The 22532-nt window shown below is 72.2% G+C and carries 24 protein-coding genes and 1 riboswitch; of the genes, 9 read left to right on the forward strand and 15 right to left on the reverse strand.

The annotated features are described in order from the left end of the window. Positions 1 to 157 precede the first annotated feature (157 nt). Positions 158 to 263, forward strand: a riboswitch (TPP riboswitch). Positions 264 to 330: 67 nt separating this feature from the next. From QQG74_RS25085 to gndA, 4 genes are all read left to right on the forward strand, one after another. Beyond that, positions 331 to 927, forward strand: a complete 597-nt coding sequence (locus QQG74_RS25085) for an ECF transporter S component (protein ID WP_341721367.1) — start codon at positions 331 to 333, stop codon at positions 925 to 927. 101 nt (positions 928 to 1028) lie between these two features. Further along, positions 1029 to 2504 carry an ABC transporter ATP-binding protein gene (locus tag QQG74_RS25090; protein ID WP_341717171.1) on the forward strand — a complete coding sequence of 492 codons (1476 nt, stop codon included), beginning with the start codon at positions 1029 to 1031 and terminating at the stop codon, positions 2502 to 2504. Further along, positions 2501 to 3301 carry an energy-coupling factor transporter transmembrane component T gene (locus tag QQG74_RS25095; RefSeq protein ID WP_341717172.1) on the forward strand — a complete coding sequence of 267 codons (801 nt, stop codon included), beginning with the start codon at positions 2501 to 2503 and terminating at the stop codon, positions 3299 to 3301. Before QQG74_RS25090 ends, QQG74_RS25095 begins: the two co-directional genes overlap by 4 nt. Before the next feature lie 155 nt (positions 3302 to 3456). Further along, positions 3457 to 4974, forward strand: a complete 1518-nt coding sequence (gene gndA, locus QQG74_RS25100; RefSeq protein WP_341721368.1) for an NADP-dependent phosphogluconate dehydrogenase — start codon at positions 3457 to 3459, stop codon at positions 4972 to 4974. A 54-nt stretch (positions 4975 to 5028) separates the two neighbouring features. Here the strand turns inward: gndA and QQG74_RS25105 are convergent, their stop codons facing one another. From QQG74_RS25105 to recO, 3 genes are all read right to left on the reverse strand, one after another. Then, the gene (locus QQG74_RS25105; protein ID WP_111244589.1) at positions 5029 to 5214 is read right to left on the reverse strand and encodes a hypothetical protein; all 186 of its coding nucleotides are present in this window, start codon (positions 5212 to 5214) and stop codon (positions 5029 to 5031) included. Positions 5215 to 5340: 126 nt separating this feature from the next. After that, on the reverse strand, positions 5341 to 6117 hold the full coding sequence (locus QQG74_RS25110; RefSeq protein WP_341721369.1) for an isoprenyl transferase: 777 nt from the start codon (positions 6115 to 6117) through the stop codon (positions 5341 to 5343). 32 nt (positions 6118 to 6149) lie between these two features. Then, positions 6150 to 6959, reverse strand: a complete 810-nt coding sequence (gene recO / locus QQG74_RS25115; RefSeq protein ID WP_341721370.1) for a DNA repair protein RecO — start codon at positions 6957 to 6959, stop codon at positions 6150 to 6152. 126 nt (positions 6960 to 7085) lie between these two features. On the opposite strand from recO, the gene QQG74_RS25120 reads away from it, so the two are divergent. After that, positions 7086 to 7880: a DUF4097 family beta strand repeat-containing protein gene (locus QQG74_RS25120; RefSeq protein WP_341717173.1), complete on the forward strand. Its 795-nt coding sequence runs from the start codon at positions 7086 to 7088 to the stop codon at positions 7878 to 7880. Here QQG74_RS25120 and QQG74_RS25125 read toward each other — a convergent pair. The 11 genes from QQG74_RS25125 to hrcA all read right to left on the reverse strand — a co-directional run bounded on the left by QQG74_RS25125 (position 7861) and on the right by hrcA (position 18449). Further along, the gene (locus QQG74_RS25125; RefSeq protein WP_341717174.1) at positions 7861 to 9081 is read right to left on the reverse strand and encodes an acyltransferase; all 1221 of its coding nucleotides are present in this window, start codon (positions 9079 to 9081) and stop codon (positions 7861 to 7863) included. The two genes, QQG74_RS25120 and QQG74_RS25125, sit on opposite strands and share 20 nt — an antisense overlap. A 177-nt stretch (positions 9082 to 9258) precedes the next feature. Next, entirely contained in the window at positions 9259 to 10158 is a 900-nt protein-coding gene (gene era, locus QQG74_RS25130) for a GTPase Era (RefSeq protein ID WP_341717175.1), read from the reverse strand. Then, positions 10155 to 10532: a cytidine deaminase gene (locus tag QQG74_RS25135; protein WP_341717176.1), complete on the reverse strand. Its 378-nt coding sequence runs from the start codon at positions 10530 to 10532 to the stop codon at positions 10155 to 10157. The genes era and QQG74_RS25135 overlap by 4 nt, the downstream gene beginning before the upstream one ends. After that, positions 10525 to 11922 carry a hemolysin family protein gene (locus QQG74_RS25140; protein WP_341721371.1) on the reverse strand — a complete coding sequence of 466 codons (1398 nt, stop codon included), beginning with the start codon at positions 11920 to 11922 and terminating at the stop codon, positions 10525 to 10527. Before QQG74_RS25140 ends, QQG74_RS25135 begins: the two co-directional genes overlap by 8 nt. Then, complete coding sequence (gene ybeY, locus QQG74_RS25145; protein WP_341717177.1) at positions 11898 to 12371, reverse strand: rRNA maturation RNase YbeY; 474 nt, start codon at positions 12369 to 12371, stop codon at positions 11898 to 11900. The genes QQG74_RS25140 and ybeY overlap by 25 nt, the downstream gene beginning before the upstream one ends. Positions 12372 to 12386: 15 nt before the next feature. After that, a complete protein-coding gene (locus tag QQG74_RS25150) occupies positions 12387 to 13445 on the reverse strand; it encodes a PhoH family protein (RefSeq protein WP_341717178.1) in 1059 nt (352 codons plus the stop codon). Between the two features lie 177 nt (positions 13446 to 13622). Continuing rightward, the gene (locus QQG74_RS25155) at positions 13623 to 14963 is read right to left on the reverse strand and encodes a serine hydrolase domain-containing protein (RefSeq protein WP_341721372.1); all 1341 of its coding nucleotides are present in this window, start codon (positions 14961 to 14963) and stop codon (positions 13623 to 13625) included. Between the two features lie 44 nt (positions 14964 to 15007). Then, the gene (locus QQG74_RS25160; protein ID WP_341717179.1) at positions 15008 to 15361 is read right to left on the reverse strand and encodes a histidine triad nucleotide-binding protein; all 354 of its coding nucleotides are present in this window, start codon (positions 15359 to 15361) and stop codon (positions 15008 to 15010) included. 93 nt (positions 15362 to 15454) lie between these two features. After that, positions 15455 to 16189, reverse strand: a complete 735-nt coding sequence (locus tag QQG74_RS25165) for a 16S rRNA (uracil(1498)-N(3))-methyltransferase (protein WP_341717180.1) — start codon at positions 16187 to 16189, stop codon at positions 15455 to 15457. Between the two features lie 25 nt (positions 16190 to 16214). Continuing rightward, entirely contained in the window at positions 16215 to 17360 is a 1146-nt protein-coding gene (dnaJ, locus tag QQG74_RS25170) for a molecular chaperone DnaJ (RefSeq protein WP_341717181.1), read from the reverse strand. Positions 17361 to 17426: 66 nt separating this feature from the next. Then, positions 17427 to 18449 carry a heat-inducible transcriptional repressor HrcA gene (gene hrcA / locus QQG74_RS25175; RefSeq protein ID WP_341717182.1) on the reverse strand — a complete coding sequence of 341 codons (1023 nt, stop codon included), beginning with the start codon at positions 18447 to 18449 and terminating at the stop codon, positions 17427 to 17429. A gap of 76 nt (positions 18450 to 18525) precedes the next feature. On the opposite strand from hrcA, the gene QQG74_RS25180 reads away from it, so the two are divergent. Beyond that, complete coding sequence (locus tag QQG74_RS25180; protein WP_341717183.1) at positions 18526 to 18666, forward strand: hypothetical protein; 141 nt, start codon at positions 18526 to 18528, stop codon at positions 18664 to 18666. Further along, positions 18659 to 19210, forward strand: coding sequence for a DUF4870 domain-containing protein (locus tag QQG74_RS25185; RefSeq protein ID WP_341717184.1), 552 nt, complete (start codon positions 18659 to 18661; stop codon positions 19208 to 19210). Before QQG74_RS25180 ends, QQG74_RS25185 begins: the two co-directional genes overlap by 8 nt. Before the next feature lie 39 nt (positions 19211 to 19249). Here the strand turns inward: QQG74_RS25185 and hemW are convergent, their stop codons facing one another. Further along, on the reverse strand, positions 19250 to 20473 hold the full coding sequence (hemW, locus tag QQG74_RS25190) for a radical SAM family heme chaperone HemW (RefSeq protein WP_341717185.1): 1224 nt from the start codon (positions 20471 to 20473) through the stop codon (positions 19250 to 19252). 20 nt (positions 20474 to 20493) lie between these two features. On the opposite strand from hemW, the gene QQG74_RS25195 reads away from it, so the two are divergent. Further along, positions 20494 to 21303 (forward strand): enoyl-CoA hydratase-related protein, encoded by an 810-nt coding sequence (locus tag QQG74_RS25195; protein ID WP_341717186.1) that lies wholly within the window; start codon positions 20494 to 20496, stop codon positions 21301 to 21303. Between the two features lie 126 nt (positions 21304 to 21429). Further along, the gene (locus QQG74_RS25200; protein ID WP_341717187.1) at positions 21430 to 22293 is read left to right on the forward strand and encodes a hypothetical protein; all 864 of its coding nucleotides are present in this window, start codon (positions 21430 to 21432) and stop codon (positions 22291 to 22293) included. Positions 22294 to 22532: the final 239 nt, after the last annotated feature.

Here is a 22532-nt window from a genome sequence, read left to right on the forward strand (position 1 = left end):
CCTGAGACTACCGGCGCGGGCCGCTCCATCGACAGGTCGCCACGCCCGTGGGCCGATCCGCCGGGCACCGCGGGCCGGACCGCGTACCGCCCGGTTGACCTGCGAGGATCACATTGTCCGTCGATCTGGCCAGGTGTTAGCGTCGGCGAGACAACTTCACCTCCGACAGGGGAGCGCACAGCGCTGAGAGTGCGGGTCCGCCCGCAGACCCTCCGTACCTGATCTGGGTAATGCCAGCGCAGGGAGTTCGGTCCACCTCCAGCCCGCCATCGCCCGGCACCCGCCGGGCCGGGCGTGCGTCTTGCCTGGTTCGACACTGGACTGGGAGCAATCATCGTGCCAACCACCGACAGCAACCGCTGGCGCACCCTCGACATCGTGGTCGCCTCGGTGATCGCGGTCGCCTTCGGCGTCATCTTCTGGGCCTGGGGCCTGGTGTGGACCGCCACCGACGCGGCGTTCGCCTTCTTTCCGCCCGCCCAGACGCTGATCTACGGCGTCTGGCTGGTGCCCGCCGTACTCGGCGGTCTGGTGATCCGTAAGCCGGGCGCGGCGCTCTACTGCGAGCTGCTCGCCGCGATCGTCTCGGCACTGCTCGGCAGCCAGTGGGCGAGCCTGGTGATCGTGCAGGGCCTGGCCCAGGGGGTCGGTGCGGAGCTGGCCTTCGCCGCCTTCCGGTACCGCTCGTTCCGCCTGCCGACCGCACTGCTCGCCGGTGCCGCGACCGGCGTCGGCGCCGCGCTCTTCGACTTCGTCTACTGGAACGCCGGGCGGGACCTCGTGGCCTACCGCATCCCGTACGCGCTGATCACGGTCGTCAGCGCCACCGTCATCGCCGGTGCCGGTGGCTACTACCTGACCCGCGCCCTGGCCACCACCGGCGTCCTGGACCGCTTCCCGGCCGGTCGCGACCGCGCCCTGGTCTGACCCCAACCCGATTGATCAAGAGGTTCGCGTCGGCCAACCTGCGGTATCCGGACGCGAACCTCTTGATCGGCACGGCGACAACAGGCGGGAGGGGGATCTGGGTGGGTGGGGTGTGGTTGCGGGGGTTCGGGTGGCGGCATGCTGGGCGGCGGGCCTGGGCGATGCGCGGCGTGGACCTGCGGGTGGAGCGCGGCGAGCGGGTGCTGCTCCTGGGGCCCTCCGGGGCGGGCAAGAGCACCCTGCTGGCGGCGCTGGCCGGGCTGCTGCCGGAGGATTCCGGTGAGCAGGAGGGCACGATCGAGATCGACGGTCGGCCGCCGCAGCAGGCCCGCGATCGCGTCGGCATCGTCTTCCAGGATCCGGAAACCCAACTGGTGATGGCCCGGTGCGGCGACGACGTCGCGTTCGGGCTGGAGAACCGGGGCATCGCGGCCGGGGAGATCTGGCCCCGGGTGGACCAGGCCCTGACCCGGGTCGGCTTTCCGTACCACCGGGACCGGCCCACCGCGGCGCTCTCCGGCGGCGAGCAGCAGCGCCTCGCGCTGGCCGGGGTGCTCGCCCTGCGTCCCGGGTTGCTGCTGCTCGACGAACCGACGGCAAACCTCGACCCGGCCGGCGGCGCGCTGATCCGGTCGGCGGTTGCCGGTGCGCTCGCCGACGACACCACGCTCATCCTGGTCGAGCACCGGGTCGCCGAGGCGCTGCCGCTTGTCGACCGGGTGGTCGTGCTGGCGCCCGGCGGCGGTGTCCGCGCGGACGGTACGCCGGAGGTGGTCTTCGGCACGCACGGCGACGCGCTCGCCGACGAGGGCGTCTGGGTGCCCGGCCGCGCCGTGCCGCCCCGGCGGGCCGTCGCATCCGCTGGCGACGTGCTGCTCACCGCCGACCGGCTCGGCCTGCCGCCCCGGCTGGCCGAGACCGACCTCGCGGTACGCGCCGGCGAGGCACTCGCCGTGCTCGGCCGCAACGGCGCCGGCAAGTCCACCCTCGCGCTGCTCCTCGGCGGACTGCTCAAGCCGGCCAGCGGCCGGGTCACCGCGAGCCGCGAGTTGGGCGGCCCGGATGCCGGCACTCCCCTGCACCGCTGGCCCGCCCCGGCACTGGCCCGCCGGATCGGCTCGGTCTTCCAGGATCCCGAGCACCAGTTCGTCACCAGCACCGTCTTCGACGAGCTGGCGCTCGGTCCACGACGCACCGGGGCGACCGAGGCGGCGGTCCGCGACCGCGTCGACCAGTTGCTGCAACGGCTGCGGCTGGACCGGCTCGCCGGGGCCAACCCGTACACCCTCTCCGGTGGCGAGGCACGGCGGTTGAGCGTGGCGACTGCCCTGGCCACCGCGCCGCGCCTGCTGATCTGCGACGAGCCCACCTTCGGCCAGGACCGGCGGACCTGGCGGGAGTTGGTGGACCTCTTCGCGGACCTGCGCGACGACGGCCACGGCCTGGTCACGGTCACCCATGACGCCGAGTTCGTGGCGGCGCTGGCCGACCGGACCGTCACCCTCCACCGGCCGCCCACCACCCCGGCCGAAGGGCTGGCCGGCGGAGCCGGGCCGGCGGCAGCGGTACGCCGATGATCAGCCTCGAACCGCTCGCCCGGCCGGACGCCCCGCTGGCCCGGCGTAACCCGGTGGCCAAGTTGGCGGCGGCGCTGCTGTTCACCTTCGCGTTGATGACGACGCTGGACCCGGTCGCGCCGGCCATCGCGATCGCCGTGGAACTGGCCGTGCTGCCGCTGTTCGGGCTGCGCCCCCGCGCCCTGCTACGTCGCGCCTGGCCACTGCTGGCCGGCGCGGGCGGCATCCTGGTCACCATGCTGCTCTTCGCGGCCGACCGTTCCGGCCGCGTCCTGTTCGAGGCCGGGCCGGTGGTGGTGACCTCGGGCGTGCTGCTCACCGCACTCGGCCTGGTGCTGCGGTTGTTCGCGGTGGCGTTGCCCGGGGTGATCGTCTTCGCCACCACCGACCCGACCGACCTGGCCGACGCGCTGGTGCAGAACGCGAAGGCACCGGCCCGGTTCGCGATCGGCGCGCTGGCCGCGTTCCGGCTGTTCCCGTTGCTCAGCCAGGAATGGCAGATGATCACCATGGCCCGCCGGGCACGTGGCGTGCAGGCGGGACGCAATCCGGTGGCCCGACTGCGGCTGTTCGTGTCGACCGCGTTCACGCTGCTGGTCGGTGCGATCCGCCGGGGTACCCGGCTGGCGGTGGCGATGGACGCCCGGGGCTTCGACTCCGGCGCACCGCGTACCTTCGCCCGCCGTCAGCACTTCGGCCCCGCCGACTGGCTACTGATCGCCAGCGCAACCACCCTGGCCGGCACCATCCTGACCATCACCATCGCCCTGGGCACCTTCCGCCCCCTCCTCAGCTAACCCCTTCCCTCTCCTCACCCCTCCGCCCCGTCGATCATGCAGTTTTTGCCTCGGCATAAGGGACATTAGCCGCGTAACGGCGACCGAAACTCCATGATCGACGGGGTGAGGGTGGGGGAGCGGTGTGCGAGCACGTGATGACCAGCGGTGGGGGGATGGCGCGGCTCGGTGCCGCCGCGCGATACCGTCGCAGCACTACAGGTCGATGGCGGAAGGTGGCGACGAGGATGGCGGATCGGGCGACGGCGCAGATCGGTGTGACCGGGCTGGCGGTGATGGGCCGAAATCTGGCCCGCAACCTGGCCCGTAACGGGTTCACCGTGGCGGTGCACAACCGCTCGCCGGAGCGGACCCGGACGCTGGTGGCCGAGCACGGCGACGAGGGCACCTTCGTCCCGGCGGAGTCCCTTGCGGACTTCGTCGCCGCGCTGGAGCGTCCCCGTGCGGTAATCATCATGGTCAAGGCGGGCGGCCCCACCGATGCGGTGATCGACGAGTTGGTGCCGTTGCTGGAGCCGGGCGACATCATCATCGACTGCGGCAACGCGCACTTCGCCGACACCCGGCGGCGGGAGGAGGCGCTGCGGGCCAAGGGCCTGCACTTCGTCGGCACCGGAGTCTCCGGCGGCGAGGAGGGCGCCCTGTGGGGACCGAGCATCATGCCGGGCGGCTCGGCCGAGTCGTACCAGAAGCTCGGGCCGATCTTCGAGAAGATCGCCGCACAGGTCGACGGCGAGCCCTGCTGCCGGCACGTCGGGCCGGACGGTGCCGGGCACTTCGTCAAGATGGTCCACAACGGCATCGAGTACGCCGACATGCAGCTCATCGCCGAGGCGTACGACCTGCTGCGGGCCGGGCTCGGCGCGACGCCCTCGGAACTCGCGGAGATCTTCCGGGAGTGGAACACCGGTGAGCTGGAGTCCTTCCTGATCGAGATCACCGCCGACGTGCTGGCGCACACCGACGCCGCCACCGGTGAGGCGTTCGTGGACGTGGTGCAGGACCGGGCCGAGCAGAAGGGCACCGGCCGGTGGACCGTCCAGATCGCTCTCGACCTGGGCATCCCGATCACCGGCATCGCCGAGGCCACCTTCGCCCGGTCGCTGTCCGGGCACGTCGGCCAGCGGGAGGCCGTGGTGCGGGCGTTCCCGGACGCCGGGGAGAAGTGGCAGGTCACCGACCGCGACGCCTTCATCGAGGACGTACGCCGAGCCCTGCTGGCCTCGAAGATCGTCGCGTACGCCCAGGGCTTCGACCAGATCCGGGCCGGCAGCGCGGAGTACGACTGGAACATCGACCTCGGTGGCACGGCGACCATCTGGCGGGGCGGCTGCATCATCCGGGCGCGCTTCCTGGACCGGATCAAGCAGGCGTACGACGACCAGCCGGAGCTGCCCACCCTGCTGGTGGCGCCATGGTTCGCCGACACCGTGCGCGACGGGGTGCCGAGCTGGCGGCGGGTGGTGGCCGAGGCGGCCCGGGCCGGCGTACCGGCACCCGCCTTCGCCTCGTCCCTGGCCTACTTCGACGCGCTGCGCGCAGAGCGGCTGCCCGCCGCGCTGATCCAGGGTCTGCGGGACAACTTCGGTGCGCACACCTACCGTCGGGTCGACCGCGACGGTTCCTTCCACACCCTCTGGGCCACCCCCGACCGGGCCGAGGTCGAGGCCTGAGCCGACGGCCGCCCTGCCCCCGATCTCGGGGGCAGGGCGGTATCAGGTGCCGGGTCAGAAGAACCGGCGCCGCTTCGCCTTCTGCGGGCGGAGCATGTCGGCCCCCTGGGTGAGCAGGCGGCTGGCCCGCGACGGGCCGCGCCGGGACTCCAGCGAGTGGCTGAGCCGGCGGGCACCGGCTGCTGCCACCGGAACCGCCACGGCCATCACCGCCCACTGGGCAACGCGCTTGCGGATCATGTGGGTTCACCTCCGTCAGTGGCTGCTGCCAGCGGTGATACCCAACCCGATGCCGCACTATGCACTCAGGTGCCCCACGCCGCAGTCAGGTGCCCGATTCCGCAGTCAGGTGCCCGGTGCCACCGGTCAGGTGCCCGGTGCCACCGGGTTGGGTAGCGCGCCGCCGAACCGACGGTCCCGCTGGGCGTACAGCTCGCAGGCGTACCACAGGTGCCGGCGGTCGAAGTCGGGCCAGAGCGTGTCCAGGAAGACCAGCTCGGCGTACGCGCTCTGCCAGAGCAGGAAGTTCGAGGTCCGCTGCTCGCCGGAGGGCCGCAGGAACAGGTCCACGGCGGGCACCTCGGGGTGATACAGATAACGCCCGATCGTCTTCTCGGTGACCTTGGCCGGGTCGAGTCGACCGGCCGCCACGTCCCGGGCGATCGCGGCGGCGGCGTCGGCGATCTCCGCCTGGCCGCCGTAGTTGACGCAGAACTGGAGGGTAAGCGTCGAGTTGCCCCGGGACATCTCCTCGGCGGTCTGCAACTCGCCGATCACGCTCTTCCACAGCCGCCCGGCCCGGCCCGACCAGACCACCCGCACCCCGAGGTCGACCAGCTGATCCCGGCGGCGGCGGATGACGTCCCGGTTGAAGCCCATCAGGAACCGGACCTCGTCCGGCGAGCGCCGCCAGTTCTCGGTGGAGAAGGCGTACGCCGACAGGTAGGGAATGCCCAGCTCGATGGCGCCCTCGACGGTGTCGAAGAGGGAGAACTCCCCGGCCTCGTGCCCCTTGGTGCGCGGCAGCCCGCGCTCCTTGGCCCATCGGCCGTTGCCGTCCATCACCACCGCGACGTGCTGGGGCACCGCCTCCGGCGGCAGCGCCGGCGGTCGGGCACCCGAGGGGTGCGGCGTCGGCGGCACCGGCTCGCGCCGGCCGGACCTGCTGGCTCGGATCACTCGGTTCTCTCCCTGCTCACGTCCTGCGACGGCCGATCGGTCTCCGCCCGGTCGACCAGCGGCAGCGAGCGTAACGCGCGCTCCAGATGCCATTGCAGGTGCGCCGCGACCAGCCCACTGCACTCCCGGCGTACCCCGGATTCGGCGGCGTCGGCGACCCGCCAGTCACCGGCGGTCAGCGCCGACATCAGATCGATGGTGGCCGGCGCGGGGTGGGCGGCGCCGGGGGGACGGCAGTCTGGACAGACCGCGCCACCGGCCGGTACGGAGAAGGCTCGGTACCGCCCGGGGGTGCCGCAGACCGCGCAGGCGGTGAGCGCCGGTGCCCAGCCCGCCAGGGCCATCCCCCGCAGCAGGTACGCGTCGAGCACCAGGGTGGTGGCGTGGCTGCCCTCGGCGAGGGCCCGGAGCGCTCCCAGGGTGAGCTGGAACAGCCGCAGCGACGGCTCCCGCTCCACCGGGGTGAGCCGCTCGGCGGTCTCGGCGATCGCACTGGCCGCGGTGTAGCGGGGGTAGTCGCCGAGGAACCGCTTGCCGTACAGGTCGATCCCCTCGACCTGGCTGACGGTGTGCAGCGAACTGCCCAACTCTCCCTTCGGGTCACCGGCGAGTTGCAGGTCCACGTGACCGAAGGGCTCCAGCCGGGCGCCGAACTTCGAGCTGGTCCGGCGGACCCCCCGGGCGACCGCGCGCAGCCGGCCGTGCCGCCGGGTGAGCAGGGTGATGATCCGGTCCGACTCGCCGAGTTTCTGGACGCGGAGCACCACCGCGTCGTCGCGGTAGAGCTGTCGGCGGTACCCGGCCATCGCGCCATTCTCCATCCTGACCACGGTGCGGGTCGCACCCCGGGTCGGATCTCAGGGTCCGCTCCGGGTCGCGGTGCCGGCGAACCCCGATGCGCGTACGCCGGCAGCGGTCGTAGCGTGCTCGACATGGCTTCGCACCGGACCACCACGCTGCCCCGCAAGGCCACGGCGATTGCCATGGCCACCACCATGATCGTCCTTGCCGGCTGCGACAACCTCTCGTCCCGCCGGCTCGACTACGACACCACCGAGTCCGCCCGGATCACCGCGATCCGGCTGCTGCCCGGCTCCGGCGATGTGGTGATCCGCGGCGACGGCGGCACGGACGGCGTACGCATCAAGCGGGCGGTGCGCTACCAGGGCAGCCAGCCTGACGTGACGTACCAGATCAACGGCTCAGAGCTGGTGCTGGACACCTCCTGCGGTCGCCGGTGCAGCGTCTCCTACGAGGTGACCACCGGCGCGGGGGTAAGCGTGCACGGCGAGACCGGCTCCGGCGACATCGACCTGAGCCGGGTCGGCGCGGTCGAGGTCAAGGTGGGCTCCGGCAACGTCCGGCTCTCCGGTGCCGCCGGAGCGGTCCGGGCGCAGACCGGCTCGGGCGACATCGAGGTGTACGACGTGGCCGACCCGGTCGTGCTTCGCGCCTCCTCCGGAAACATCACCGCCAGCCGGCTCAGCGGCGAGGTGAACGCCGAGGCCAACTCCGGAAACGTCACCGTCGAGCTGGACCGGCCGGCCTCCGCCCGGGTGCACGCGTCGAGCGGCAACGTCGAGCTGACCGTGCCGGCGGGCGCCTACCAGGTGCGGTCCCGGGCCGGTTCCGGCCAGGTGGAGCTGGGCGTGCCGCACGATCCGGCCGCCCCGCTCGTGCTCGACCTGCGCACCGGCAGCGGCAACATCACCGTCGCCGCGCGGTGATCTCGTCGGGTCGAGCCCGCTGACCGGGTACCCCGTCCTCCGGGTACGGCGCGGTCGGTTCGTCCGGCGGACCGGCGGACCGGCCGGCCCCCGGCGGTGGCTCCGGCCGACCCGAGCCGGGCTCCGGCCGACCTGAGCCCGGCACCGGCGACCCACCGGAGCGGGCCTCGGCGTGCCGGCGCCCGCCCGGCACCGGTGGCCGCCCTCCGCCCGGGATCAGCTCGGGCGGGCGCTGCGCCGCCACGTCCTCGACCCAGCCGAACAGCGCGGTGACCACGCCCACCAGCAGGAAGACCAGCACGACCCGGATGGCCAGGCCCAGCAGATCCTGATGCGACCAGCCGACCACGTCCACAAGCGGGGTGAGCGCCACCACGAAGGCCATGTGCCACAGGTAGACGGTCAGCGCCCGCCGGTTGAGCACGGTCACCGCGCGGCCGACAAGCGCGCTGCGGTCCACCCAGGCGGCGGTTGCCGGCGCCCGGCCCAGCGCCACCAGGATGAACGCGGCCGACCAGAGGGCGTTGCCGAGGGGGATGTCGTTCAGGTCGTAGCCGCGCGGACCGGGATGGGCCAGGATCCAGGCGCCGCCGACCGCCGCGAGGGCGAGCGCCACGGGCACCAGCACCCGGTTGGCCAGCCGGCGCAGCATCCCGGCCTGGTGGGCGAAGCCCAGCAGCCAGGCGCCGAAGTAGAGACCGAACTCCCGGAGTACGCCGTGCGGGTTCGGGTAGATGCCCAACTCGATGGCGAGCAGCAGGCAGTACGGGGCGAGCAGGGTGGGCAGCGGGAACCGCCGGAACAGCCAGAGGGCGATCGGGGAGGCGAGCACGAACCAGAGGTAGTCGCGCAGATACCAGATCGGGCTGAGCGCCAACGCACCCCAGTAGTTGGCCGGCGGGTCGGCCACCGGGAAGAGCCAGAGCAGCACCTTCGGGGTCAGCGGCAGACCGGTGAACAGCATCGCCGGCACGAAGATCGCGGCCACCACCCACAGCGACGGCAGCAGCCGGCGCAGCCGGCGGCCGACCGCGGTGGGGCCGGACCGGGTCAGGGACGCTGCCATCAGCGACCCGGCGAGGGCGAACATCACCGACATCGCCGGGAACACAAGCGTCAGCGACGCCCAGCCGGTGACGTGGTAGACGACGACCCGCACGATGGCCAGCGCACGCAGCAGGTCCAGGTATCTGTTTCGCATCAGCCTGCATCTATATCCGGGGGCGGAGGCATACCTTCCTACCCTCTGGGGCAGAGCAGGGAAACGACCAGACACTCGCCCGGATAGTGAAACTTCCCATATGCCTGACCGGTACCGATCAGTCGATCAAGGGGTCACTCGTCCGCTTCCGTCCCGCAGCGAAACTCCCCCACCGGGTCAGAAGCCGAGCTTGCGCAGCTGCTTCGGGTCGCGCTGCCAGTCCTTGGCCACCCGGACGTGCAGATCGAGATAGACCCGGCTGCCCAGCAGCTCCTCGATCTGCCGCCGGGCGGTGGTGCCGACCCCCTTGAGCCGGCTGCCCCGATGGCCGATCACGATCGCCTTCTGGCTGGGCCGCTCGACGTACACATCGGCGTAGATCTTGATGAGCTGCCCCTCGGGGATCATCTCCTCCACCACCACGGCGATGGAGTGCGGCAACTCGTCCCGGACCCCCTCCAGTGCCGCCTCCCGGATCAGCTCGGCCACCAGCACCTGCTCCGGGTCGTCGGTGAGCATGTCGTCCGGGTACAGCTGCGGCGACTCGGGCAGGTAGCGCGTCATCACCTCGACCAGGGTGTCCACCTGGTGCCCGGAGACCGCGCTGACCGGCACCACGTCGGCGAAGTCACCCAACTCGCTCACCGCGAGCAACTGCTCGGCCAGCCGCTTGCGGTCGACCAGGTCGGTCTTGGTCACCACCGCCAACACGGTCGCCTTCAGCTCGGCCAACTCCCCGGTGATGAATCGGTCACCCCGGCCGATCGGCTCGTCCGCGGGGATGCAGAGGCCGATCACGTCGACCTCGCTCCAGGTCTGCCGGACCAGGTCGTTGAGCCGTTCGCCGAGCAGCGTACGCGGACGGTGCAGGCCGGGCGTGTCGACAAGCACCAGCTGCGACTCCGGCCGGTGCAGCACCGCCCGGATGACGTGCCGGGTGGTCTGTGGCTTGTTCGAGGTGATGGCGATCTTCTGCCCGACGATCGCGTTGGTGAGCGTGGACTTGCCCGCGTTGGGCCGGCCGACGAAACAGGCGAACCCGGCCCGGTACGGCCGCGTACCGGCCTCGGCGCTCACTCGGTCACCGTGCCGAGCACCGTGCCGTCCGGCGCGGCCAGGTGGATCGGTGCGTCGACGGCCAGGTCACGAACGGCGGCGTAGCCGGCACCGTCCAAGGTGGACGCCTCGGTCACCACCACCGCCGCCTCCAACCGGGTGGCGCCCGCCGCCGCCGCCGAGGCGACCGCCAACTGGAGCGCGGTGATCGCCAACGAGGGCAGCGAGACGCTGGCCGCCGCGTACGTCCGCCCGTCCTGATCCCGCACCGCGGCGCCCTCCACGGCACCCACCCGACCCCGCGCTCCCCGCGCGAGGATGACCAGCTTGCCGTCCTCGGCGGTCAACTCGGCGCTGCTCGGGTTGGCGGTCGGTACGGCGGGTGACTCAGGCATCGGCGGGCTGCCTCTCCTCTGATCGGTCGTCATCGCCCCGGGAGGCGGCCTGGTTGTCCTGCTGCGATTCGGTCGGCTCCACCCGGCGCACCAGCACCGTGTCGATCCGGTTGCGTCGGCCGGTGGTGCCCTCGGCGAGCAGCCGGAGCCCGCCCACCTCGACCTCGGCGCCCGGAATCGGTACCCGCCCGAGGGACTGGGCGAGCAGACCGCCGACGGTCTCCACCTCGTCGTGCGGCAGCTCGGTGTCGAACAGCTCGCCGAGATCCTCCACCGGCAGCCGGGCGGTGACCCGCACCGCGCCGTCGGGCAGCTGCTCGACGGGCGGGCGTTCGACATCGTACTCGTCGGTGATCTCCCCGACGATCTCCTCCAGGATGTCCTCGATGGTGACCAGCCCACCGGTGCCGCCGTACTCGTCGACCACGATCACCAGGTGGTTGCGGGCCGCCTGCATCTCGGACAGCAGGTCGTCGACGGGCTTGGAGTCCGGCACGAACGTGGCCGGCCGCATCAGCTCGGCCACCGGCAGCTGGCGGTCCGCGTCGGCACCGCCCTGGGTACGCCGGACGAGATCCTTGAGGTAGAGCACGCCGAGCACGTCGTCGACGCTCTCGCCGATCACCGGGATCCGGGAGAAACCGGACCGCAGGAACAGCGCGAGGGCCTGGTTGAGCGTCTTGCCCGACTCGATCCACACCATCTCGGTACGCGGCACCATCACCTCGCGGGCGATGGTGTCGCCGAGCGCGAAGACCGAATGGATCATCTGGCGTTCGCCGTGCTCCACCACACCACGCTGCTCGGCGAGGTCGACCAGCTCGCGCAACTCGACCTGGGTGGCGAACGGCCCCTCCCGGAAACCCCGGCCCGGGGTCACCGCGTTGCCGATCAGGATCAGCAGCGAAGCCAGCGGATTGAGCACCCGACCCAGCCAGCGCACCAGCGGCGCGGCGACCCGGCCCACGGCGTACGCGTGCTGCCGGCCGAGGGTACGCGGACCGACCCCGACCACGACGAAGCTGACCACGGTCATCGCCCCGGCGGTGACCAGCGCCGCCCGCCAGCCCGCCCCGAAGGTGTCCACCGCGACCAGCGCCACAAGCGTGGTGGCGGTCAGCTCGGCGAGCAACCGGAGCAGCAACAGCAGGTTGAGGTGCCGGACCACGTCACCGGCGACCGTCTGGAGGGTACGCGCGCCCCGGGCGCCGTCGCGGGCCAGCTCGGCGGCCCGGGCCGGGGAGACCGCCGCCAGGGCGGCCTCGGTCATCGCGATCAGGCCGGCGAGCACCACCAGCCCGGCGGCGAAGACGAGTAGTTGCAGATCGGGTAGGCCGGTGGCGGACGCGGCCAGCGAAGTCTCCATCACCGGGACCGGGTCGACCGCCAGCTGGACAGCAAGCGGGCCTGCAAGCCGAACATCTCCCGCTCCTCCTCCGGCTCAGCGTGGTCGTAGCCGAGCAGGTGCAACACCCCGTGCACGGTGAGCAGGTGCAGCTCGTCGGCGGAGCTGTGCCCGGCCGTCGCCGCCTGCTTCGCCGCCACCTCGGGGCAGAGCACGATGTCACCGAGCAACGCGGGCTCACCACCGGCGCTGCTGGTCTCGCCGGGGCCGTGGTCGACGCTGCCCTCGTCCATGGGGAAGGCGAGCACGTCGGTCGGGCCGTCGCCGCCCATCCAGCGGTGGTTCAGCTCGGTCATGTAGTCGACGTCGACAAGCAGCACGGACAGCTCGGCGAGGGGATTGACCCCCATCTCGTCGAGCGCGTGCCGGGCGACGGCGAGCACGGCGTCGGTGTCGACGTCGACGCCGGACTCGTTGGCGATCTCGATGGACAACTTTCTTCCCTCGGTCTAGCGGCGCCGGCCGGCGCGGTTGCCCTGGGCACTGCGCCCGGTCACCGCGTGCACGCCCTGCCCCTGCTGATTCTCCCGCTCGGCGTCCCACCGGGCGTACGCGTCGACGATCTCTCCGACCAGCCGGTGCCGCACCACGTCGGCGCTGGACAACTGGGCGAAGTGCACGTCGTCGACCCCTTCCAGGATCTCCCGCACCACCCGCAGCCCGCTTGTCGTTCCGCCGGGCAGGTCAACCTGGGTGACGTCGCCGGTGACCACGATCTTGGACCCGAACCCGAGCCGGGTGAGGAACATCTTCATCTGCTCGGGCGTGGTGTTCTGCGCCTCGTCGAGAATGATGAACGCGTCATTAAGCGTGCGGCCCCTCATGTATGCCAGGGGGGCGACCTCGATCGTGCCCGCCGCCATCAGCTTCGGGATCGACTCCGGGTCGAGCATGTCGTGCAGCGCGTCGTAGAGCGGGCGCAGGTAGGGGTCGATCTTCTCGTTGAGCGTGCCGGGCAGGAAGCCCAGCCGCTCCCCCGCCTCCACCGCCGGCCGGGTCAGGATGATCCGGTTGATCTGCTTGGCCTGCAACGCCTGGACCGCCTTGGCCATGGCCAGGTAGGTCTTGCCGGTGCCGGCCGGGCCGATGCCGAAGACGATGGTGTGCCCGTCGATGGCGTCCACGTAGCGCTTCTGCCCGAGGGTCTTGGGCCGGATGGTGCGCCCGCGCCGGGAGAGGATGTTGAGGGTGAGCACCTCGGCGGGCCGCTCCGTGCCACCCTGCTCGAGCATGCCGACGGTACGCCGGACGGCGTCTGTGGTCAGGGTCTCGCCTTTCTCGATCAGTTCGAGCAGCTCACTGAAGAGCCGCTCGGCGAGGGCGTTGTCGGCGGGGGCGCCGGTGATGGTGATCTCGTTGCCCCGGACGTGCACGTCGCTGTTCACCGAGCGCTCGACCAGTCGCAGGATCTCGTCTCCCGCGCCGAGCAGGTTCACCATGATCTTCGAGTCGGGGACCGTGATCCTGGTCTGCACCCGGGGCGGGCCGGGAGGTGGGGTGCTGGTCATAGGTCGGGCCGAGGGGCCCTGCGCCACCTGCTCTCGATCTCGGCGCCGGGCCGGTCGCCACGGCGTGTGGACGTTGTCTCCATCGTATCGGGTCGGCAGCCCGGACAGGCTGCCCATTTCCGCTGGCGCGGCAGTCGTGCAGCAGCGGACAAAACGCCGCAGCCATCCCGGGTCGGGTCAGGCCCGAAAGTCGTACCGGTCGAAGCTCTCCTGATGCCGGGTGAACCGGTAGGTGGCCCAGTGCATCCGGATCACCACCCCGTCGCTGTCGCGGGTCAACCGGAGCAGCTCACCGACCTCCCGGCCGGAGACCGTCCGGAACACGTCCGGCCGCTCCGGCACCGGCGCGAAGATCGCCGGCGGCTTCCCCGGCGGGTCACCGGCACCCCGGGCCCGCAGGGCGCCGTCGTGCCAGCTGAAGACGTACTCGAAGCCCTCGCCCCACCAGCGGCCGAGCAGCCCGCGTACGGACTCGGGGGCCGGGTCGCCGGGCCGCCACGGGTCGATGTCGGCCGGGTCGTGTTCGACCGCCGCGGCGAGCAGCCGGTGCGGCAGCTCCAGCAGCTCGACCGCGGTGCCCGAGGAACCGAGCACGGCGGCACCGAACGCGGCCGGAGTGTCCGTGCCACCACGGCGGCCGTACACCCCGGCGAGAAAACCGGGCATCGCACCGTCGTGCCCCACGTGCACCACCCGGTTTCCCTGCGGCACCAGGATCAACCCGAGCCCGAAGCCGCCACCCCAGAGGGTCTCGTCGGTGACCGTCACCGGCCAGCGCATCTCGTCCAGGGTCGCCGGGGCGAGCACCCGACCGGCCGCGTCCAGCGCCGCCGGATCGGCCAGGAAGGCCGCCCACCGGGCCAGGTCGCCGGCCGTGCCCCAGAGCTGCGCGGCGGGACCGACCGCGCCGAAATCGGTGGGTGGTTCCGGGCGTGCCTCGTCGGAGTAGGCATCGACAAGGAACCCGGTCGCCGCCCGGGGGCCCGGGGAGACCGTGGTGGTGGTCAGTCCGAGCGGCGTCAGCACCCGCTCGGTCAGCACCTCGGCCCAGGTGCCGCCGCGCAACTGCCCGACCAGCCGGCCGAGCAGCGCCATGCCGAGGTTGGAATAGTGGAAGCGACGGCCGGGCGGCAGCACCCGCTCGGCCTGGGCCAGTTCGGCGACGAGCCGGTCGGCATCCGGCGCCTGGAGGGTGTCCCAGACGTCGCCGTGCGGTTCCCGTTGCAGGCCGGCGGTGTGCGACAGCAGCCGGCGTACGGTCAGCTCGCCGTGCGCCGGCAGGTCGAGGTGCCGCTCCAGCGGGTCGTCGAGATCGAGCAGGCCGTCGTCGCGGCACTGCATGACCAGTACGGCGGTGAAGGTCTTGGTCACCGAGCCGATCCGGAACCGGGTCTGCTCGTCGAGCGCCGTGTCGTTGCCGGTGCCGCCGACCGTGCAGGTCCACAACGGCCGGTCGGCCCGGTGCACCGCGGCCGAGATCGCCGGCACCCGGGCCTGCGCCTGGACCTGCCGCACCATCCGGTCCAGGTGACCGGCGGCGGCACCACGGTCGGCGGCCGAACTCACGCCACGCTCCGGGCCAGCATCGGGCCGAGCGGCGCCCCGCCCAACAGGTGCGCGTGCGCGTGGAACACCTCCTGGCCGCCGTACGTGCCGGTGTTGAACAGCAGCCGGAAGCCGTCGCCGAGCAGCCCCTCGTCCTCGGCCACCGCGGCGGCCGTGGCCAGCACCTCGCCGGCCAGTGCCGGGTCGCCCTGCCCGAGGGTGGCCACGTCCGCGTAGTGCTCCTTCGGAATGACCAGTACGTGCACCGGTGCCTTCGGCTTGATGTCCCGGAAGGCGAGCGTGCTGGGCGTCTCACGGACCACCGTGGCCGGGATCTCCCCGGCGACGATGCGACAGAACAAGCAATCCATCCCGGCAGTGTAAGGAAGGGCCCCTTCTTAACGTCTCGGGTATAGGAAGGGCCCCCTATTAACAACAACCGCGTGCAACAGCGTGCGGGTGCGTTACCAGCGGAGCAGGCGGGTGGCGAGGACCGCCAGGGCGGCCACGCCGGCCGTGGAGGTACGCAGCACCGACGGACCGAGGCGGACCGGGCGCGCACCGGCGTCCCGGAAGGCCGACAGCTCGGCCGGGGTGATGCCGCCCTCGGGACCCACCACCAGCACGATTTCCCCACGCTCGGGCAGCTCGACAGTGGTCAGCCGGTCGGTCGCCTCCTCGTGCAGGACGTAGCCGGCGGCGGCACCGGCGATCCGGCGGGCCACCGACGTGGTGGACTCGTCCGGGGCGCCGGCCACCACCGGCAGCCACGCCCGGCGGGCCTGCTTCGCCGCCTCCCGGGCCGTGGCGACCCACTTGCCCCGGGCCCGTACGCCCCGGTCGCCGCGCCACTGCACCACTGAGCGGCCGGCCGCCCAGGGGACGATCTCGTCCACCCCCGCCTCGGTCATCGCCTGCACGGCCAGCTCACCCCGGTCGCCCTTGGCGATGCCCTGCACCACCACCAGCCGGGGGTTCGCCGCGTCGACGTACCCGCGAGCGGTGACGGTCAGGTCGAGGGTGCCCCGGCCGACGGCGGCGACCACCGCGCTGGCGGTGCCGCCCCGGCCGTCGGCGAGCAGCAACTCCTCGCCTACCCGCAGCCGTTGCACGGTGGCGGCGTGGTGCCCCTCAGGGCCGTCGAGCACCATCGCCTCGGCGGTGGGCAGCGACTCGACCAGGAACAGCGGAGCGGACACGGGCAGCGGCCTCGATGCGGGTGGCTCAGGCGTGGCCGTTGAAGGCGTCGCGCATCCGGGAGAAGAAGCCACCCTGCTTGCTCAGCTCGGCGACCTCCTCGCCCCGGGTCTTGGCGAACTCCCGCAGCATCCGCTCCTGCTCGGCGTCGAGCTTGGTCGGGGTACGCACGTCCAGGTGGACGTAGAGGTCACCCCGGCCGGTGCCGCGCAGGTGGGGTACGCCCCGGGCCCGCAGCCGCAGCGTGCTGCCCGGCTGGGTGCCCGCCTTGACGTCGACCGGCTCCTCGCTGTCCAGCGTCTTGATGGTCAGCCGGGTGCCGAGCGCGGCGGCGGTCATCGGGACGGTGACCCGGCAGTGCAGGTCGTCGCCCTTGCGGGAGAAGACGTCGTGCGGCCGCTCGTGGATCTCGACGTAGAGGTCTCCGGCGGTGCCGCCGCCCGGGCCGACCTCCCCCTGCTGGGCGAGGCGGATGCGCATGCCGTCCTCGACGCCGGCCGGAATCTTGACGGTCAGCGAGCGGCGGGTGCGGACCCGGCCGTCACCGGCGCAGGTCGGGCAGGGCGTCGGGATGGTCGTGCCGTAGCCCTGGCAGACGGTGCACGGCCGGGCGGAGACCACCTGACCGAGGAAGGTGCGCTGCACCGACTGCACCTCGCCCCGGCCGCCGCACGCCTCGCAGGTGGCCAGGTGGGTGCCGGCCGCGGTGCCCGCGCCGGAGCAGGTGGTGCAGAGCACCGCCGTGTCGACCGTGATCGGTGCCTCGACGCCGAAGGCGGTCTCCTGTAGGTCGAGTTCCAGCCGCAGGATCGCGTCCGCCCCGGGCCGGGTCCGCGGTCGCGGGCCCCGACCGGCGCCGGTGGCACCGCCGAAGAAGGCGTCCATGATGTCCTGGAAGCCGACGAACGGACCCGCACCGCCGGGCCCACCCGGGCCACCGGGACCGCCGCCGCCGGGCGCCAACGGGTCGCCGCCGAGGTCGACGATCTGCCGTTTCCGATCGTCCGAGAGGACCTCGTACGCGGCGTTGATGTCCTTGAACTTCTCCTGTGCCTCCGGATCCGGATTGACGTCCGGGTGGTACTGCCGCGCCAGCTTGCGGTAGGCGCGCTTGATCTCGTCGTCGGAGGCGCCCCGGCTCACGCCGAGAATGCCGTAGTAGTCCCTGGCCACTGCGTTCCGTGTCCTCGTGTTCGTCTCGGATTACGCCGGTCGACGGTCGCCGCCGACCCTGACTGGTCAGTTCTGGGCCAGCAGCTCGCCCACGTAGCGTGCCACGGCCCTCACCGTGGCGATTGTTCCGGGGTAGTCCATCCGGGTTGGTCCCAGCACGCCCATCCCCCCGACGATTGTCGCGCCCGGGCCGTATCCGGTGCTGACCACCGAAGCCGCCCGCAGGTTGTCGATCTCGTTCTCGTCACCGATGCGCACTCGTAGCGTGCTCGGTTCCACCTCGCCGATGAGCTTGAGCAGGACGACCTCCTCCTCAAGCGCCTCGAGGATCGGTCGGAGCGAGCCGTGGAAGTCCAACAGGCCGCCGCGAGCCAGGTTTGCGGTGCCGGCCAGCGCGATCCGTTCCTCGTGCCGCTCGACAAGCGTCTCCAGCAGCACGGTGGACAGGGTCGTCATGGCCGGCCGCAGCTCCGGCGGCGACTCGTCGATGAGGGCCTGCACCAGCGGCGGGGTTTCCGACAGGCGGACGCCGACCAGCTTCTCGTTGGCCAGCCGCCGCAGGTCGAGCACGTCGTCGGCGAGGATCGGCGCCGGTAGTTCGACCAGCCGCTGCTCGACCCGGCCGGTGTCGGCGATCATCACAAGCATCAGCCGGGTGGTGGAGATCGGCACCAGCTCCAGATGCCGTACGCGGGAGCGGGCCAGGCTCGGGTACTGCACCACGGCCACCTGGCGGGTCAGCTGGGCGAGCAGCCGGACCGTGCGGTGCACCACGTCGTCGAGGTCGACCGCACCGGCCAGGAAACGCTCGATCGCCCGGCGCTCGGCCGGGCTGAGCGGCTTGACCCGGCTCAGCCGATCGACGAAGAGGCGGTAGCCACGGTCGGTGGGCACCCGGCCGGCGCTGGTGTGCGGCTGCCGGATGAAGCCCTCCTCCTCCAGCACGGCCATGTCGTTGCGGACCGTGGCCGGCGACACGCCCAGCTGGTGCCGTTCGACGAGCGCCTTGCTGCCGACCGGCTCCTGGGTGGCGACGTAGTCCTCGACGATCGCCCGGAGCACGGCGAGCTTGCGGTCGTCGAGACCCATTTTCCCACCTCCTGTCGCAGCTGGAGTCCGTAGCGCCATGGCCGCAGCGGAATGCTCTGGCACTCGACTGTAGCGAGTGCCAGTCTACGTCGGGGCCCCCGACAACGCGATGATCAAGACCTCACCCCGGGCGGACGCACCGATCGGCGGCGTGAACCCGCCGGTGTCGCTCTGGTGCGCCGTTGCCGCCGACCCCTACCGTGACCTCCATGACTGAACCGCCTCGTCCCCCAGAATCCGGCGACGATCCCACCACTCCACTTTCCGGCTCGTCAGGCCAGCCCGGCTATCCCCCGCCGGGCGGATACCCGCCGCCTGGCGGCTACCCCCCGCCCGGTGGCTATCCCCCACCCGGTGGCTACGGCGTGCCCGGTGGCGGTTATCCGCCCGGTGGCTACGGCGTGCCCGGTGGTTACGCCAACAACGAGGACAAGACCTGGGTGCTGATCGCCCACTTCGGCGGGGCCGCCGGGATGTTGATCGGCGGTGGTGTGCTCGGCTGGATCGCACCGCTGGTCGCGATGATCGCCCGTGGCAGCCAGTCGCCGACCGTCCGCGCGCACGCGGTGACCGCACTGAACTTCCAGTTGCTCTGGTCGATCATCGCCCTGGTGGGCTGGGTCCTCAGCTGCATCGGCATCGGCATTCTCATCGGCTTCGCCGCGATGATCATCGGCATCGTGTTCGGCATCATCGCCGGGGTGAAGGCCAACGAGGGGCAGCTGTACCGCTACCCGATGACGGTCAACATGATCAAGTGACCGGCTGCCCGGCCGGACCGCCCGACCCGGGCGCTCCGGTCACGGCAGCAGGTCCCGCACCACGGCGTCGGCGAGCAGCCGGCCGCGCAGGGTCAACACCGCGCGGCCGGCCGCGTGGGCGGGCGCCGCGAGCAGACCGTCGGCCACCGCTCGGGCCGCCGCCGTCCGGCCGGCCTCGTCGAGTACGTCCAGCGGCAGGCCGGTGGCCAGCCGCAGCCGGAGCATGACCTCCTCCATGTGCGCCTCGGCCCCGGTGAGCACCTCGCGGGCCAGCCCGGGTGACTCACCGGCGGTCAGGCGTTGGGCGTACGCGGTGGGGTGTTTGACGTTCCACCAGCGCACCCCGCCGACGTGGCTGTGCGCCCCCGGGCCGAGGCCCCACCAGTCGCCGCCGGTCCAGTAGAGCAGGTTGTGCCGGCACCGGGCGGCCGGTGTCCGGGCCCAGTTGGAAACCTCGTACCAGGAGAAACCGGCCGCGCCGAGGGTGGCCTCCGCGGCCAGGTAGCGGTCCGCCGCGACGTCGTCGTCGGGGTACGGCAGCTCGCCGCGACGCATCCGGGCGGCCAGCCGGGTGCCGTCCTCGATGATCAGGGCGTACGCGCTGACGTGGTCCACCCCTGCGGCCACGACCTGGTCCAGCGAGGCGGCGAAGTCCTCGGCCCGCTCCCCCGGCGTACCGTAGATCAGATCCAGGTTGACGTGGTCGAACCCCGCGTCGCGCGCCTCCAGCGCGGCGGCGGTGGCCCGGCCGGCGTGGTGCCGGCGGTCGAGCACGGCCAGCACGCCCGGCGCCGCCGACTGCATGCCCAGCGAGATCCGGGTGTAGCCGGCCGCCCGCAGTTCCTTGAGCGTGGTGGGGGTGACCGACTCGGGGTTGGCCTCGGTGGTCACCTCGGCGTCGGGGGCCAGCCCCCAGGTGCGGTCGATCGCGTCGAGGATGCGGGCCAGGTCGTCGGCGGGCAGCAGGGTGGGGGTGCCGCCACCGACGAAGACCGTCTCCACCCGGCGTGGCGGTGCGTCGCCCAACACCCGCGCGGCCAGCGCCAACTCGGCCAGCACGGTGTCGGCGTAGCCCGCCCGGCTCGCCCCGCCACCCAACTCGTCGGCGGTGTACGTGTTGAAGTCGCAGTAGCCACAGCGGCTGGCACAGAAGGGCACGTGCACGTACACCCCGAAGCGCCGCTCGCCGACGCCCGCACGGGCGGAGACGGGCAGCGACCCGTCGGTGGGTACGGGTTCGCCTGCTGGAAGCACGCCGGGCATGGCCACTAGTGTGCCCTGGCATGACTTCTCCCGACGCGCTGGTGCGGGTCGCCACGGCCCGCGGGGTGACCACCCTCACCCTGGACAGCCCGCACAACCGCAACGCGCTCTCCACGCCGTTGATGACCGAGCTGCTGGCCGGGCTGGCTGCCGCAATCGCCGACGACACGGTCCGGGTGATCGTGCTGGACCACACCGGTCCGGTCTTCTGTTCCGGGGCGGATCTGAAGGAGACCGCGGCGGCGTACGCCAGCGGGACGGTGCCCGCCGCACTGCTCGGTGACGTACTCGTGGCGGTGCGGGAGTGCCCGAAGCCGGTGCTGGCCAGGGTCGCCGGTCCGGCCCGGGCCGGCGGGTTGGGGCTGATCGCCGCCGCCGATCTGGCGGTCTGCGCCGCCGAGGCCACGTTCGCCTTCACCGAGGTACGGATCGGGGTGATCCCGGCGGTGATCTCGGCGACCGTGCTGCCCCGGCTGCATTCCCGGGCGGCGGCCGAGCTCTACCTGACCGGTGACACCTTCGACGGTCTGCGGGCCGCCGAGATCGGACTGGTCACCGCCGCGGTGCCGACCGACGAGCTGAACGCCGTGGTGCGGCGCTACTGCGATTCGCTGGTCCGGGCCGCCCCGGCGGCGCTGGCCGGCGCGAAGGAGTTGCTGCGCCGGCCGGCCGCCGCCGACCTGCGCGCCGAACTGGCGGAGCTGACCACCCTCTCGACCCGGTTCTTCCGCTCCGCCGACGGGGTCGAGGGGATCAGCGCGTTCCGGGAGAAGCGTCCGCCGCGCTGGGTGGCCGAACTCGACAGCTCCAGTTCCGGGCTCGACAGGTGAGTACCGGCCGGGACGGGGAATGGGAAGCTCCGTCCCGGCGTGGGCTTCGCGCCCGGAATGGAACCGGACGGACGACGGCGTATCGGCCGAACGGGGTCGTACGCTTGGCGGGTCGTCGTACGGGAGGTGTGGGTGCGGACTCGGGCAGTCGTGGCGGGTGGCGTGGTTCTCGTGCTGGTCGCCGTGATCGGTGTCGTCCTCGGGATGCGACAGGTCGGCGACCAGTTGCGCCTGCCGGTGGTCGGACGGACCTGCACGGTGCAGGCCGACGGCACGGTGACCCTGAACTCGCACCAGATGGCCAACGCGGCGACGATCGCGGCCATCGGCATCCAGCACAAGCTGCCGGACCGGGCGGTGGTGGTGGCGCTGGCCACCGCGTACCAGGAGTCCGGGCTGCGCAACCTGTCCGGCGGTGACCGCGACTCGGTCGGCCTGTTCCAGCAGCGGCCGAGCCAGGGTTGGGGCACTCCCGCCGAGATCCGCGACCCCCGGTACGCGGCCGACAAGTTCTACCGGGCGCTGAAGAAGGTGCGTGGCTGGGAGGAGATGCGGGTCACCGACGCCGCGCAGAAGGTGCAGCGCTCCGCCTTTCCGGAGGCGTACGAGAAGTGGGCCGACGAGTCGGAGGTGCTCGCCCGAGCCCTGCTCGGGCACGCCACCGGCGCGGTGGTCTGCACCTTCGGTGGGGATCCGGCGATGCGCGGTGCCGCCGCCGCCACGGCGCTGACCCGCGGGCTCAACCTCGACTGGGGGCTCGGCTCCTCGGCCACCACGGCCAGCCTGACCGGCCTGACGGTGGCGGCGGCGGACCAGCGGGAGGGCTGGCGGTACGCGCACTGGCTGGTCGCGCACGCCAACGATCACGGGGTGAAGCGGGTCCGCTTCGGTGACCTGGAGTGGACCAACCGCGGGCGGTCGTGGAACCGGGTCGGCGACGATTCCGACCGTCCCGCAGAGGTGATCGCCGAGGTCTTCGCGGACGCGTGACCGTCCGGCGAACGGCGTACGCACGGCTGCGGCGCAACCACGATGGCATTACCCGCAGTCACCGCAAAATCCGTCATTGCCCTACAAAAGCCTCAGCATCGGCACGTTAAGTAGCGGGTGGTAGTCGCACCACCGCCGTCGGTCGCCATCTCGGTCCGACGGCCACAGGGCAACCCCCGACGGTGGACCGAGCGAGTTACGATCGGCGGCCTGTGCCCAGAATTGGTTTCACCTCTTGG

It is taken from the genome of Micromonospora sp. FIMYZ51, from assembly GCF_038246755.1.
In the GTDB taxonomy this organism is placed as follows: Bacteria; Actinomycetota; Actinomycetes; order Mycobacteriales; family Micromonosporaceae; genus Micromonospora.